12 protein-coding genes are annotated in these 14,354 nt (G+C 44.0%); 4 read left to right on the top strand and 8 right to left on the bottom strand.

Going from position 1 to position 14,354, the window contains the following annotated elements; translation table 11 throughout:
- The first annotated feature begins 122 nt into the window (after positions 1 to 122).
- The 3 genes from AC3WVG_RS09970 (at position 123) to AC3WVG_RS09960 (ending at position 4,675) form a co-directional block, all read left to right on the top strand.
- Positions 123 to 245 (top strand): hypothetical protein, encoded by a 123-nt coding sequence (locus tag AC3WVG_RS09970; protein ID WP_488797981.1) that lies wholly within the window; start codon positions 123 to 125, stop codon positions 243 to 245.
- A gap of 42 nt (positions 246 to 287) precedes the next feature.
- Positions 288 to 2,348 (top strand): elongation factor G, encoded by a 2,061-nt coding sequence (fusA, locus tag AC3WVG_RS09965; protein ID WP_488797980.1) that lies wholly within the window; start codon positions 288 to 290, stop codon positions 2,346 to 2,348.
- 656 nt (positions 2,349 to 3,004) lie between these two features.
- Positions 3,005 to 4,675 (top strand): ribonuclease J, encoded by a 1,671-nt coding sequence (locus AC3WVG_RS09960; protein WP_488797979.1) that lies wholly within the window; start codon positions 3,005 to 3,007, stop codon positions 4,673 to 4,675.
- Positions 4,676 to 4,763: 88 nt separating this feature from the next.
- On the opposite strand, the gene AC3WVG_RS09955 is transcribed toward AC3WVG_RS09960, so the two are convergent.
- The gene (locus AC3WVG_RS09955; RefSeq protein ID WP_488797978.1) at positions 4,764 to 5,144 is read right to left on the bottom strand and encodes a flagellar basal body rod C-terminal domain-containing protein; all 381 of its coding nucleotides are present in this window, start codon (positions 5,142 to 5,144) and stop codon (positions 4,764 to 4,766) included.
- Between the two features lie 603 nt (positions 5,145 to 5,747).
- Between AC3WVG_RS09955 and AC3WVG_RS09950 the strand changes: the two genes are divergently transcribed.
- Complete coding sequence (locus AC3WVG_RS09950) at positions 5,748 to 6,461, top strand: C-GCAxxG-C-C family protein (protein ID WP_488797977.1); 714 nt, start codon at positions 5,748 to 5,750, stop codon at positions 6,459 to 6,461.
- A 224-nt stretch (positions 6,462 to 6,685) separates the two neighbouring features.
- Here the strand turns inward: AC3WVG_RS09950 and AC3WVG_RS09945 are convergent, their stop codons facing one another.
- The 7 genes from AC3WVG_RS09945 to alaC form a co-directional block, all read right to left on the bottom strand.
- Positions 6,686 to 7,228 carry a phosphatase PAP2 family protein gene (locus tag AC3WVG_RS09945; protein ID WP_488797976.1) on the bottom strand — a complete coding sequence of 181 codons (543 nt, stop codon included), beginning with the start codon at positions 7,226 to 7,228 and terminating at the stop codon, positions 6,686 to 6,688.
- Positions 7,229 to 7,323: 95 nt separating this feature from the next.
- Positions 7,324 to 8,862, bottom strand: coding sequence for an ArnT family glycosyltransferase (locus tag AC3WVG_RS09940; RefSeq protein ID WP_488797975.1), 1,539 nt, complete (start codon positions 8,860 to 8,862; stop codon positions 7,324 to 7,326).
- An 18-nt stretch (positions 8,863 to 8,880) separates the two neighbouring features.
- Positions 8,881 to 9,672: an amidohydrolase family protein gene (locus tag AC3WVG_RS09935; protein WP_488797974.1), complete on the bottom strand. Its 792-nt coding sequence runs from the start codon at positions 9,670 to 9,672 to the stop codon at positions 8,881 to 8,883.
- Between the two features lie 8 nt (positions 9,673 to 9,680).
- Positions 9,681 to 10,115 (bottom strand): acyl-CoA thioesterase, encoded by a 435-nt coding sequence (locus AC3WVG_RS09930; RefSeq protein WP_488797973.1) that lies wholly within the window; start codon positions 10,113 to 10,115, stop codon positions 9,681 to 9,683.
- Positions 10,116 to 10,573: 458 nt separating this feature from the next.
- Positions 10,574 to 11,758 carry a cofactor-independent phosphoglycerate mutase gene (locus AC3WVG_RS09925; RefSeq protein ID WP_488797972.1) on the bottom strand — a complete coding sequence of 395 codons (1,185 nt, stop codon included), beginning with the start codon at positions 11,756 to 11,758 and terminating at the stop codon, positions 10,574 to 10,576.
- Positions 11,755 to 13,050 (bottom strand): homoserine dehydrogenase, encoded by a 1,296-nt coding sequence (locus AC3WVG_RS09920; RefSeq protein ID WP_488797971.1) that lies wholly within the window; start codon positions 13,048 to 13,050, stop codon positions 11,755 to 11,757. The genes AC3WVG_RS09925 and AC3WVG_RS09920 overlap by 4 nt, the downstream gene beginning before the upstream one ends.
- A complete protein-coding gene (alaC, locus tag AC3WVG_RS09915) occupies positions 13,043 to 14,224 on the bottom strand; it encodes an alanine transaminase (RefSeq protein ID WP_488797970.1) in 1,182 nt (393 codons plus the stop codon). Before alaC ends, AC3WVG_RS09920 begins: the two co-directional genes overlap by 8 nt.
- Positions 14,225 to 14,354: the final 130 nt, after the last annotated feature.

Genomic DNA, 14,354 nt, shown 5'->3' with positions numbered 1-14,354 from the left:
TAGTCCCAGATATTTAGCTTTGTCATCCCGATGCTCTGCTTATCCGCAAGCTTCGCCAAGATGGGTTGCCCAGCCCTTTGCAATGCTTTCAAGAAACCAGTATTTTTAATCAGGTAGTCAAAATGGGACCTTTTGGCCTGGCCGAGCCTAGGCTTGGATTAGTCAGTCAGGCCTACTCTGTCTACAATATTTTACGCGAATTTGTGGGAAGTCAGGGGTGCTTGGGTAACTATGGTTTCGAATAGAGCGGAACTGACCGCAATAAAAATGATAAAGGGGGCAAATTAATGCTGGATAAGCTAGAAAAACAAAGAACCTTTGCTTTGGTTGGCCATGGTGGAACAGGTAAAACTTCTGTGGCAGAAATGATTTTGTTTAACGCGAAAGTTATAAATAGGCTGGGCAAGATTGAAGAGGGAACCACTTGTTTGGATTTTGAGCCAGAGGAAATTAAGAGAAGAGGTAGCGTTCAGCCTGGATTTGCCACGTATAAATGGCAGAAAAATACCCACTACTTAATTGATACCCCGGGAGATAATAATTTTATCGGTGACATAAGTTATCTTCTGACCGGAGCAGATGGCGTCGTGTTTGTAGTTGATGCCATTGATGGTGTTAAGCCTTTGACCAAAAAGGTATGGTCAGAAGTTGAGCGGGCAGATTTACCTGCTATTGTTTTTGTGAATAAAATGGATCGCGAACGGGCTGATTTTGATATGGTTTATGATGGTCTGACCAATATTTTGGGCATCAAGCCTGTATTGTTATATCTACCCATTGGGGCGGAAGCCAATTTTAAAGGCCTTGTGGATGTTCTGGAAAACAAAGCCTATTTCTTTGCTGAAGATGGCAAGTTGACACCAGGCGATGTGCCTTCCGAGATGCAGGATAAGGTCCTGGAATTGCAAGAGATGATGATTGAAAATATTGCTGAAAGCGATGAAGAGTTGATGGAGAAATATCTTGAAGAAGGTAGTCTGACCCCTGAGGAGATGTACAAAGGTTTGCGTGCCGGAGTGTTAAGCAGGGAACTGGTCCCTGTTTGTGTTGGGGCTGCTTTGGAAAATAAGGGCGGGAGCAAACTTTTGGACGCCATCCAGCAGCTTCTTCCCTCGCCTCTTGAACATAAGCCCTGGATTGGTGAGGATGGGAGTGAAAGGGCTTCCAGTGTGGAAGAACCCTTTGCTGGGTTTGTGTTCAAGACCATAGTTGATCCATTTGCCGGACAACTTAGCGTCATGCGTGTTTTGTCTGGGAAACTCAGCTCTGATATGACTGTTGCCAACCCTTTGAAAGACACCAAAGAGAAACTGGGTCAACTTTTGGCCTTTGAGGGAAAAAAACAGATTCCGGTCAAAGAGGAAGTAGGCCCGGGAGCCATTGTTGCTGTGGCTAAACTCAAGAATACCTCCACAGGCGATACCCTGTGCGATGAAAAGGCGCCGTTTGTACTCAAAAAGCCTGAAATTCCGCCGTGCATTCTTTCTTATGCTCTTGCTGCTGAGGAAAAGGGGGAAGAAGACAAGGTATTTGCTGCGGTGCAAAAACTTTTGGATGAAGATATAACCCTTTCACTTACCCGCAACGACGAAACCGGGGATATGCTCCTTTCAGGTATGGGGCAATTGCATATTGAACTTTCTGTGGAAAAGGCCAAAAGAAGGTATAAGGTAGGCATCCTCTTGAAAACGCCCAAGATCCCTTATCGGGAAACCATAAAAGGCAAGGCTGAAGTTCAAGGACGATATAAAAAGCAGACTGGAGGCCGCGGTCAATTCGGTGATTGTTGGATCAGGCTTGAACCTTTGCCTCGCGGCGCAGGATATGAATTTGTGGACCAGATTGTGGGTGGAGCCATCCCAAAACAATATATTCCTGCCGTGGATAAAGGTATTCAGGAAGCAGCCCAAAAAGGGGTTATTGCTGGTTACCCGGTAGTAGATTTTAAGGTCACCCTTTATGACGGTTCATATCACAGCGTGGACTCATCTGAAATGGCCTTTAAAATTGCCGGTTCAATGGCCTTTAAAAAGGCGGTTGAAAAGTGCAAGCCCGTACTTCTTGAACCAATCATGAGTGTCTCTGTCTATGTGCCTGATGAGTTCATGGGTGATGTCATTGGTAATATCTCCAGCAGAAGGGGCAAAGTCCTTGGCTCAGATTCAGACAATGGCATTACTGAAATCAGAGCCCATGTGCCTATGGCTGAGATGCTACAGTATGCTCAGGACTTGCGGTCTATGACCGGTGGACAGGGCACCTTTACCATGGAATTTGATCACTATGAGGAATGTCCTCCACCTATTGCTGAAAAGATCATTGAAGAGAGTAAGGCAAAGGAAGAATAAATTAAACTTTCATATTGCTACTGGTACGCTACAGAAGAAAACTTACACAGAGTCCGCGAGAGGTATTTCGCGGTAAAATAATTTACGTTAAAAAAGGCCCTGCTTGCAGGGTCTTTTTTTTGGGCCAAAACTCCAGATTTTAAATTGAGCATGCTTGTCTTGTGCTTTTGATGTAAATTGATTAACTAAAAAATAATACACCCTGAATCCATGAAAATGATGAAATTTTGCTTATTGACTTTTTGCAATCCGGAACTTTTGTCAAACAGGTGAAAAAAACTCCCTCGAAGGCAGCCTAAATTAAAATCTTTAACACGATTTATTGGATTTAAGGGGCGTTATATTCGGGTTTTTAAGCGAATTTTGGAGCTTACGATTTAAAAAGATTTTAATTAAGCCTGCCTAACTCGGTCAGACAGTTTTCGCTGTTTTCCAAAAGCCCCGGATTGCAGCAAGAATCCTGGCTGTGTTAATTCTTACGGATTCCGGATACACATTGATTTTTTAAAATTTGATTGCAAAAACTCAAAAAGTTGTTTTTTTGACAAAAATGTAAGAGCATATCTAGTTGAAAACATTGGGCTTTGAACCAAGAACTCAGCCTGCAAAAACGGAGTTTTAGCAGGCGCATCATTTAATGGATATCGGAGTTAGCAATGACCAGTGAAGATAAATTTGTTACTTTGACTCCTTTGGGAGGATTGGGCGAGATAGGGCTCAATTGTATGGTTTTAGAGACAAAAGACTCTATGGTTGTGATAGATTGCGGGATAATGTTTCCTGAAGATTTTTTATTTGGCGTTGATGTGGTTATTCCTCGACTGGATTTTATAGTGCAAAAAAAGGATAAGTTAAAAGGGATAATTTTAACCCATGGCCATGAAGATCATATTGGAGCCCTGCCTTGGCTGATGCCCTATGTAGATGCGCCTATCTATAGTTCGCGGTTTACACTGAGCCTAGTGGAGAACAAGCTCAGGGAATATGGCTTGTTGGAGTACGTGCAATTGGTCCCGGTTTCCGGTGGACAGGAATTAACTTTGGGTGATTTTAAATTTCATTTTTTCCCTGTCTGTCACTCCATCATTGAAGGCTTTGGCTTAGGTGTAGAAACACCAGTGGGCAAAATCGTGCATACAGGTGATTTTAAGATTGACCGCCATCCCCTAGATGGCCATTCCACGGACCTGGAAGCCTTTGCCCGCTTTTCAGCCTCAGGGGTGAAGCTTTTGCTTTCAGATTCTACCAATGTGGAGCGCGATGGTTTTGCCCTGACTGAGAGAGAGATAAAAGAGTCGTTGCGGAGCATATTTGCCCAGTCTAAAGGACGGATTCTGGTCACCTTATTTTCCAGTCATATCCAGCGTATTCAAGAGGTATTTGATCTGGCCGGGGAGTTTGGGCGAAAAGTTGCAGTCAGCGGTAAAAGTCTGGCTGTAAATATCGATATTGCCACAGAATTGGGTTTTCTACGTCATTCTGAGGATAATTATGGGAAGTTGGAAGATGTTCTTAAATTAAACGATGATGAGGTGGTGCTTTTGCTTACCGGTTCCCAGGGTGAGCCTTTATCGGCCCTATCCCGTCTGGCTTTAGGAGAGCACAGGCAGCTTAAGGTGCATAAAGGGGATACGGTGATAATGTCTTCCAGGTTTATTCCTGGCAATACCAAGGCCATAACCAAGGTGATCAACAACCTGTATCGCCTGGGGGCTGAAGTATTGTATGAGAAAGTCAGGGCCATACATGCTTCGGGACATGCCCACCGGGAAGAACTTAAGCTTATGCTGAAGACTGTAAAGCCTAAATTCTTTCTCCCTGTGCATGGTGAGTACAGACATCTGGTCAAGCATTGTCAGCTCGCTCAGGAATGTGGGGTAGCTCCTGAACGGACTATAATTTTAGAAGATGGCAACCCGCTTACTCTGTTTACAGATTCCATTCGTTTTGAAGAAGATATCTATGCTGAATCTATTCTCGTGGATGGAAAAGGTGTAGGCGACGTGGGCCAGACTGTACTTAGAGAGAGGCAGATTCTGGGAGGTGAGGGTCTGGTTATTGTGGTTTTGGTTATTGAGAAGGATACGGGAGAGATGGTTATGGAGCCGAACCTGATGTCCAAAGGTTTCATATTTGAACAGCAGTTTGCCCATGTGCTAGAAGATGCCAAGTGTATTGTCCTGGATATCTTTGAAAATATTCCTCCTGGTCAGACCAAAAAGCTTGAAGATCGTATTCGCTCCTCTTTGCGCCGATTTTTTCGCAAGATATTAGGTCGAGATCCTGTGGTTATCCCGCTTGTCATTATAGTGCCTAAAGGGCGCTAAAGTAAGGATGAGTGCCCTTAGGTTAAAAGTGTTTGATAGCTCCCGGAAGTTTTTTTAGCGAGGTGTAGCTTTTTTAAATCCTCCAAAATCAAACCAACATATCAATAATAATCCCTGCCATCTGATCATAAGTTCTCACAACTTGGACGTTGGCCTCAAAGCCGCGTTCATTTTTTATCATTTGAGTCACTTCCTGGCTTACTTCAGTATTACTACCTTCAGTTATCACCTCTTGCTGTTCGATGCGGCCGTCAATGTTTTCCCTTGGCTGGATTTGGTTGGTTAATGGACCAGGCTCCGTACTTTCCACAATAGTTTGGGCCCGTACTCCCTGTCCATCCGGTGCGTTTTCAACGTCCAAGCGTTTAGCCTTGTATTCATCCGTGTTAATATTGGCCACATTGTTGGCCGTAATATCTTGGGCCAGAGAAAAGACATTTAAGGCACTTTGGCTTGTAGAGATGTCCATGATTGCCCCCTTATAAGCTGATAATAAAATAATATTGCGTGTCACGATTCATTTGTGTGACCTCCGGAGTCATACTCTTTTGTGGATGGTCAGAGGATCTTTCTCTTATTATTTAATCTTTTAATGAATATTGGCAAGTCTTGAGTACGAGTGAAGTTTATGACCGCACCTCAGCCAGCGCAAGCCCCTGCCTTTAGGCATGGGGAGACTCAGGGGTCCAAAAAATAATATTCAGGATATGTTTTTTTAGACTTGAAAAGTCCATCTTTCCTCCCTTTCAAAGGCAAAAAATAATTTGCCCACTTAATCCAAGTTCTTAGTGAAACAAAGCACAAAAAATTGCTTCCATTAATATACAGGCTGCAAACTCAAGTTTACATTTGGGCCTGGGCTAAAAAATTAAAGCAAATAATTTCAATAGGTTTAAAGGGTGAAAAGTATGGCATACCTATTGCTTTCGACCTTGTTCATTTAGGCGCAAAGTTTTCTGGTTAGCCCGTTCTAGAGGGGCAAGCATGGATTAGTTTTTAATATCTATAAGCATATCTCTTTTAAAGATTTTTTCAAGAGATATGCAATTTATAATATATTAGGAGGGTTAAAATGGATAGAAGGAAATTCTTAAAAAACAGTGGGAAAGTAGTGGGAGTCACTTTGTTGTCAACAAACTTAATGGCAGGATCTGCTCTTGCAGAGTCTTCAAAGGCTCCAAAACTCCCTTTTCCTTACAGTCCTCTAGACCCGGAAAAAGTAGAGAAAAAGGGTTATGAAGGCTATTATCAACATCACTGTTCTTTTGGAGCCTTTGAAGCCATTGTTGGTTCTCTTAGGGAAAAAGTCGGTCATCCATATAATCTTATCCCTACAGAGATAATGACTTTTGGAAGAGGAGGAGTTGCTGGATGGGGTACAATTTGTGGTGCTCTAAATGGAGCTTCAGCAGCAATAGCCTTGGTTGTAGGTGAGTATAAAAAATATAAGGGGTTGCTGAATGAGCTTTTGGCCTGGTATTCAAAAGTAGAATTGCCAATTTATATCCCAGCAGGTCAAAAAGATATGGTGAGAACTGTTGCGGGAAGTCCTTTGTGTCATGCTTCAGTTATGAACTGGTGTGAGGCGGCAAATGTAGGGGCCAAGAGTAAGCTTCGTTCAGAGAGGTGTGCCAGACTTACTGCAGATGTAGCTAAGAAAACTGCTGAGTTGCTCAATGCGTATTTTAAAGGGACATTCCAGTACGTATATTATAAGCCTACAAAGGAAGAGGCTACCAACTACAAGCAAAACAAGACTAAAATGGAATGTTCAGGATGCCATTAATTGAATGTCCTTAAGTTTAGGAATAGTTAGCTTCCGGTATGGAAACTAACTATTCCTAGTACCAAAACAGGTACAGATCGCTTTCATAAATTTTGCCTTAGCAGGATTATAATTAAATTTAGTTTTCCCATCAACTCATTTGTTTTTGTCACCCACCCCTCTTTTTCCCTCCCTGGTCTCAGGGAGGGAAACCAATTAATTTAAAGAGCGACCATATACTTCTGTCATTCGTTTTTTGCTCTATTTGATGGCACTAGCTTCTGCCAGAGGCGGAGTTTTTGCAGAGCCATCCATACTGCCCCGCCTATGCAAAGGCCATATATCCAGCCGGCCAGAACATCCGTGGGAAAATGTTTGCCCAGGTAAACGCGTGAGTAACCGATTGCAAGTGGCAAGAACCACACCCAAAACCTGGACCTCGGCCAGAAAATAACAGCCAGAGTAGCCGCGGTCATAGCATTGGCGCTGTGGGCTGATGGATACGATGTCCCGCTTTTTTTGGTTGCAGTAAAGTCAGGAGGTCTTTGTCTCCACTCACCATCTTCATAGTAGTTAACCCCGGCCAATTGATTAAGCGGTCTGATCCGGCCTGTACTTTTTTTTATAAAATTGGTGCTAAAATCACTAAGACCTATACTTAAAGCAATGATAAAAAGATAACAGATTCTTTTTCTGTCTTTTTTTATTAAAAAAATAAAAAGAAGCACAAAAGCGAAGGACCATAAAAAGATATTGCTGGAGAATAAAGGCATTAAAAAATCAAACAAGGTATTTCTCCAGACCATATTGATTTTTGTAAACAGGGCCATGTCCCAGGAAGGAGTGTGAAAATACATAGTTAACGGTAAAAAAAGGTTAAAGGTTAATAACTCTCTCTTTTACTTTCAGGCCAGTAGCCGTTATAATTATAACAACAAAAAATAGTAAAAGTCCGGCCGGGACGGCCTTTATGTGTAGAGTGAAGAACAAGGCCGGGATCAATTTTGGCAAACATTTTTTTTACCTCAGGGGGCACCTTATGTTCTATACCTTTTTGTACAAAGATGGCGTCCCAACCTTTTTTATCAAGTGGACCCGGCCAGAAGTCATACTGATTATATTTTCGGCCGGTATTAACGCAATAGGCTCTTTTCTGGCCAGGAACATAAAATGAAAGTTCAGCCGTAACCCCATAGGTGTCGCTGAAGACAAACACCTTTTTTGGAAAATTAAACTTTGTCTTTTTCAACTCATCCACGGTTAAGCCCAGTTCTGCCCATCCTTTCATCCGCCGGGTCAAGTCCAGCTTTTCCGGGAGAGGTAGATAGTTGTTTCCATAGATCAGAATAAAAAGTAGTCCGCCAAGAGCTGGCCACAGCCATTTTTTAGACCCCTTAGTTTGAATAAAGGCCAGGGTGGTAAGGACAATACCGGCGCAGTAGCTTGTTGCTGACCAGTTGGCTTCTACCTTGCCATGGAAACTTAATAAAAGAAAAAAAAGCCAGATCGGCCAGAAAAAGACAGTTAGTATTATCCCTTGCGTCCTGTTCAGGGCAAAGGGAAGTTTTTTGGACCATAGTCCCCTGGTCACCTTAACAGCTCCTATGAGACAAAAGACAAACCACCAAGGTGTAAGCACACCCAACTGGCTACCTAGATATTCAGGAAAATATTTGGGTCGTAGTAGCGTCCGGGCTTTTTCTCCGGCCAGGCTTCCGCGATAAAGTACATGTTTTATGCCGGCAAAGTCATGGGTTATGTTCCAGATAACAATTGGCAACAGTCCAACACATGTTCCACAGATCAGAGACTGGAGAAAGCGAGGCCAAAACTTTGCTGGCAACTCAGCTTTTCGCCCCTTTAACCAGGCACAGACTAGGCTTAAAGGGACAAACAATAGCATGGTATATTTCGCTAGTATGCCTAAGCCCAATGCTAGGGCCAGGACAAAATAAGCCCATGGGCCGGTATTGGTTGTAAAAATTGTGTATAAGATAAAAAAGGCAATGAGCCAGAAAAGGATAAGCAGGTTATCTGTGGTCATTAGTACGCCTGCGGTAATAAATAAGGGCATAGTATTGGCCACAATCAAAGAATAGAAAGCCAGTTTTGGTCTGGACCAGATTTTAGTAAGGGACCAAAAGATTATAATTTGCATCAAAAACGTATTGAACACCGCACCAAAGCGCACACCTAATTCAGTTGGGCCGAAGATTTGGGTCCAGAAACGGATGACATAAGCAATTAAAGGTCCTTTGGAGTAATAAGAAAGCTGTAGGGTCCTGCTCCAATCCCAGTACTGGGCCTCATCTGCGTATAAGTTGGTCTGACCTGTATAAACAAACCAGAACCTGATTAAAGTCGTCACGAAAATAATTAAAGCAGCCCCAATATATGGATTAAATTCTTCGGTTTTTTGCATAGTTAGTTAGTTTGTAAGTTATAGGTTCCCCTGCAGAATTATTTCCCCATTTTTACATATCATCTGTATCTCATTTTCGGACAAAAATTTGAGGTTCAGGAGTTTATCAAGCTCCTGGCCAGGATCAAACAGTGGGTAGTCTGAGCCGAAGAGAATCCGCTCTTTAGGGTGGCGGGCCAATATTTTTTTTAAAGTATCTTCAGGAATAAAATCGATGCAGCTGGAAGTATCCAGAAAAATATTTTCGCCCACAATATGCTCAAGGGCTAAGTCCCACTGTAGATAACCACCTAAGTGAGCAGCAATGATTTTTAATCGGGGGAAATCTTTGATTATTTGTCTTAGCTTCACCGGACAGGAAGGACTTTTATGGGCGGGCAACCTATCTCCTATATGGATCATCAAAAAAAATCTTTCCCCAATGGCCTCAAAGATCGGTCCGAGTCGCTTGTTATTTAACCAGAAGCCCTGAAAATCAGGATGTAGTTTTAACCCTTTGATCCCGTTTTTCTCTAACCTGTTTAGTTCCCTTTCCCACCTGTCAAATCCCGGGTGGATAGTGGCAAAAGGGATCAATTCAGGATATCTCTTTTTGATTTCAATGGACCAATTGTTGGCCGGAATAACCTGGGCCGGGGCTGTAGCTGCTGTGTGTACTACAGCCTTTGAAAATCCGCTTTTTTTTAGCCGTGCGATCAAATCTTCGGCCAAGCCTGAGCCTACCGGAGAAATCCCATAGCGGACTTCCAGCTCCTTCAAAATTCTGGGGGCAACCTTTGGATGGAAAATATGGGTATGTACATCCAGCATCGAGAACTTTAAGAGGAAGGTGTGCAGATTTGTTTCAACCAGGCAGGAAGAGGTACGGGACGGCCTTGCTTGTTAACGCATGCATGCTCGGTCTTACCCAAGGCCAGTACACGGTCTTTTTGCTCATCCACCACTTCATAAACAAATAAAAGAGATGCCCGCCCCCACTTTTCGATCCCTGTACGGACAAAGACCAGTTCATCAAATCTGGCAGGGGCTAAATAGCGACATTCTGCTTTACGGACCGGCAAAAAAATTCCTTTTTCTTCTACCTGGACATAGCTCAGGCCCCTTTCGCGCAAAAAAGTACTCCTGGCCATCTCAAACCAATGCAAGTAGTTGGCATAATAAACCACTCCCATAGCATCTGTCTCACCATATGATATTCGATGCTCATGCCAGGTTTCAGGTTGTGGAAACTTTGAGTTTTCCTTTGGCTTCATAGAGTTTGTGTTATGTTATATTTGAGTTTTAAGTTAAAAAACGGCTAGGGACTAGAGGTTGCTATTAACGCTCTTATTTTTTTCATTAGAGCCTGTGCCCAAATTTTTTTATCAACTTTATTTCCATGGTTTATTCCTGTCTTGGTTTCTTTCATGCTGGTACAAAGACTTGGACCCATCTAAAGCTTGCTTGCGGTCAGAGCATAATGGGGCAATTTGGATAAATGAATATTTTTGATTGTCGATAGTTATGGTCAATATCGCAAAATATTTAGCCCATTCATCCCGATGCTCTGTTTTTCCGCAAGCTTCCCTAAGATGGGTTCCCCAAGCCGTTTGTAATGCATTTCAGAAACCAAGACTTTCAAGCAGCGGCTAAAATAGGGGTTGCCACAGGCTTTTTAGCCCTTTGTTGAGGTCGTTGAGACCAAAACAGCGAGAAGGGGGCGACTAACTTCTTAGCTCCCAATCACCGAGCTCAGCAACTCGTGTCCTTTCTCAATAAATAATCCTGTCTTTTTGGCTGTCTTTTCCGAAAATTTATCCTCTCCCTGCACCTCGTTTTGAGAATTATAAATAAGAAAGGGCACGGGCTCGCTAACATGGGTTCTTTTAGCTATTGGTGTTAGGTGGTCACAGCAGACCACAAGGATAAAATCTTCACCTTTCAAGGACTGTAAGATTGGGGCAACTATGAGTTGGTCAAAGCGTTTGATAGCTTCAATTTTATCCTGGACATTTCCCATATGTCCGCATTCATCAGGTCCTTCCAGATGAACAAAAATAAAATCACCGTTCTCCAGGAACTTGAGAGTTGAAGCTACCTTGCCGGCATAATTAGTATCCAAAAGTCCGGTTGCTCCTGGTACATCAATAACCGAAAGGCCGGCTGCCCGTCCCAGGCCTTTGATCAAATCAACAGCAGAAATCACCCCGCCTTTTAAATTGAATTTATCGCTAAAGGCGGGCAAGGAAAGCGGTCGCCCCTGACCCCATGGCCAAATAGAGGTAGCCTGTGTTGGATTATCTGAGGTTGTCAAAAACTCATAAGCTTTGCTTACCAGCTCCCACATGGCAGGATATTCTTGAAAACTCAATATATCTTGCCAGATGTGTTCGTCCAAAATATCATGAGGCGGTCGTATGTGCATGGACGCCGCTTTTGTGTGCATTCCGTTTTTGTGAACCAGAAGATGGCGGTACTGCACACCTGGGTAGAAAACGAATTCGCTATTATTGTTTACTTCCTGGAGAGCATGAATCAAGGCAGTAGCCTGGTCAGTTTCAAGATGCCCGGCAGCGTAATCAACCATTTTATCCCCTTGACCAAGACCGGTAAGGGTAACCAGGTTGCATCGCCAAACAAGGTCATCCGCGCTTAATTTTAGCCCCTGGGCTGCAGCTTCAATAGGTCCCCGGCCTGTATGATAAATAGCCGGGTCATAGCCGAGCAATGCCATATTAGCTATATCTGAGCCTGGCGGCATTCCCTGGGGGATGGTCTGACAAAGTCCCATTACAGATTTTCTAGCCAGCTCATCCAAAGTCGGAGTCTCGGCCGCCTCCAGGGGAGTTTTATTGTCCAACTCTTTCAGGGGCCAGTCCCCCATGCCGTCGGCAACAAGAAATAGAATCTTGGTCATGATAAAATCCTGTAATGCACTGTAGGAGCAGTAACAAAACTAAAACTGTTGATCTCGTTTAGGGCCGCATGAACGTCTTTTAGCTGGGCCTTGTGGGTTAAAAATACAATTGGAACTGACCTGCCTGAGGGGCTGGTCTTTTGCACAGCCTGTGCGATACTTATATTATATTCGCCCATTACTCCGGACAGGGCAGAAAGGACGCCTGGTCTATCTAAAACCGTAAAGCGAAAATAGTGTTCATATACAGTCAGTTCAGGGTCTAAGATTTTGGCTTGGGGAAGGCTTGCCTCTAAAAATCCAGTATTGTTGGGCTCTGAATTTTCTTTGGCCAGGGCCATAATATCGGCCAGCACAGCACTACCCGTGGGCAGATCTCCAGCCCCCTGTCCATAAAGCATGATGGGGCCCACAGCATTGCCGTAGAGCAAGATAGAGTTAAACGGCCCGTCGACTTTTGCCAGGATATGATCCTTGGGCAAAAGCGCCGGAAACACTCCAGCCTGAATATAGCCGGACTTTTCTTTGACCTGTGCAATTAGTTTCAAGGTATAGCCAAACTCGGCGGCCAGGGCGATGTCTGTAGCCTGGATACTGGAGATGCCTTCCACGGGTAACTTATCAAAGGGATAGTTCTGACCATGAGCCAGGCGGATAAGAATCGTTAATTTGTGGGCCGCATCCAGACCCTCAATATCTAAAGTGGGGTCAGCCTCAGCGTACCCTTTTTCTTGGGCTCTTCTCAGGGCCTCGCCAAAGTCCAGTCCCTTTAGCGTCATTTCGGTTAAGATAAAATTGGCCGTGCCGTTTAAGATTCCGGTAAGGGATTTGATTTTATTACCAGCCAGACTTTCCTTTAAAGTCTGAACAATGGGGACGCCTCCGGCCACGCTGCCCTCGTAATAAAGTCCTGCTTTTTTTTGCGTGGCCAACTCAAAAAGCTCGTTTCCCTTTAGGGCCAGAAGAGCCTTATTAGCTGTGACCACGGACTTTCCCTGCTCTAAAGCCCTCGTGATGATTGCGTAAGGGACTTCAATGCCGCCAATTAGTTCGACAATGATATCGATAGCCGGATCGGTTAAAAGGTCATCCGGGTTGTTAGTAAACTTTGTTTCCGGACTAGGGATGAATGATCTGACTTTATTTAAATCCCGTACCAAAACCCTGCTTATAACTAATTCTTTGCCGATCCGTCTTTTGATCCAGTCCTGATTTTCTAAGATAATCTTGGCCAGGCCAGTGCCTACAGTGCCAAATCCGGCCAGGCCAATGCGAATAACCTCTTTATCCACCCTGTCCTCCAAAGACTTTCTTCAGGCCACGTAGAGCTTGATTGATGCGGTGCCTGTTTTCGACTAGGGCGAAACGAACGTGATCGTCACCATAATGCCCAAAACCCAGGCCCGGAGAAACTGCTACTTTGGCCTCCTTAAGCAGTAACTTAGAGAACTCTACTGAGCCCATGTGACGGAATTCTTCTGGAATTTTGGCCCACACAAACATGGTGGCCTTGGGTTTTTCTACTTCCCAGCCTATCCTGTTTAAACCCTCTACCAATGCATCCCGTCTGTCTTTGTAAACATTTACAATCTCCGTTACGCACTCCTGTGGGCCATTTAAGGCAATAATGGATGCAATCTGGATGGGTTGAAAAATACCATAGTCAAGATAGCTCTTGATTCTGGTCAAGGCATGAACCATCTCTTTGTTTCCGCAACAAAAGCCCATTCTCCAGCCGGCCATTGAATAACTTTTGGACATGGAAAAGAATTCTACGCCCACATCTTTGGCACCTTTGGCCTGGAGAAAGCTGGGGGCCTGATAGCCGTCGAAGCATAGATCGGCATAAGCCAGGTCATGAATAACGTACATCTTGTGCTCTTTGGCAAAGTCGACAATCTTTTGAAAAAAATCCAGGTCCACTACAGCCGTGGTTGGATTGTGCGGAAAGCAAATAATAAGCAATTTGGGCTGGGGCCAAGTTTGTTTAGTGGCTGTTAACAAGTCTTCAAAAAAATCCCTATCCAGATCAATGGGGATTCTGCGTACATCTGCACCAGCAATAATGGCTGAATAAGGATGAATGGGATAGGTGGGGTCCTGGGCAAAGACCACGTCCCCAGGGCTGAGCATGGCCAGAGCCAGATGCGAAAGACCTTCTTTGGCTCCCATGGTGGCGATGGCTTCTGTCTCAGGGTCTAGTTCTACTCCATAACGCCGCGCATACCAATCGCAAATGGCCTTGCGCAAATTGGGAATTCCTCTGGACACTGAATACCTGTGGTTCACAGATTTCTGGGCCGCCTCAACTAGTTTATCCACAATGTGTTTGGGCGTGGCCAGATCAGGGTTTCCCATGCCAAGATCGATTATATCTTCGCCCTGGCGGCGCATCTTCATTTTTAGGTCATTCACCACAGCAAAGACATAAGGTGGGAGACGATGCATACGTGGAAATTCGGTCATTGGTTTATCTCCTGTAAGGTTGATCTTTAAAGTTTAGAATTTGGAGTTTTGTGTGGACTATAGGTAGGAGAAAGGGCTCTTGCTCTTGAACAAGCTTTTCACTCCATATTCTAAACACAGAACTAATAAA

It is taken from the genome of Desulfovulcanus sp. (assembly GCF_982781345.1).
This window is presented reverse-complemented; position numbering and strand designations above follow the sequence as displayed.

Bases quoted from the DNA above. Each gene is read 5' to 3' on its own strand.
- AC3WVG_RS09970 (WP_488797981.1), top strand. From the start codon at position 123: ATGGGACCTTTTGGCCTGGCCGAGCCTAGGCTTGGATTAGTCAGTCAG.
- fusA (WP_488797980.1), top strand. From the start codon at position 288: ATGCTGGATAAGCTAGAAAAACAAAGAACCTTTGCTTTGGTTGGCCAT.
- AC3WVG_RS09960 (WP_488797979.1), top strand. From the start codon at position 3,005: ATGACCAGTGAAGATAAATTTGTTACTTTGACTCCTTTGGGAGGATTG.
- AC3WVG_RS09955 (WP_488797978.1), bottom strand. From the start codon at position 5,144: ATGGACATCTCTACAAGCCAAAGTGCCTTAAATGTCTTTTCTCTGGCC.
- AC3WVG_RS09950 (WP_488797977.1), top strand. From the start codon at position 5,748: ATGGATAGAAGGAAATTCTTAAAAAACAGTGGGAAAGTAGTGGGAGTC.
- AC3WVG_RS09940 (WP_488797975.1), bottom strand. From the start codon at position 8,862: ATGCAAAAAACCGAAGAATTTAATCCATATATTGGGGCTGCTTTAATT.
- AC3WVG_RS09935 (WP_488797974.1), bottom strand. From the start codon at position 9,672: ATGCTGGATGTACATACCCATATTTTCCATCCAAAGGTTGCCCCCAGA.
- AC3WVG_RS09930 (WP_488797973.1), bottom strand. From the start codon at position 10,115: ATGAAGCCAAAGGAAAACTCAAAGTTTCCACAACCTGAAACCTGGCAT.
- AC3WVG_RS09925 (WP_488797972.1), bottom strand. From the start codon at position 11,758: ATGACCAAGATTCTATTTCTTGTTGCCGACGGCATGGGGGACTGGCCC.
- alaC (WP_488797970.1), bottom strand. From the start codon at position 14,224: ATGACCGAATTTCCACGTATGCATCGTCTCCCACCTTATGTCTTTGCT.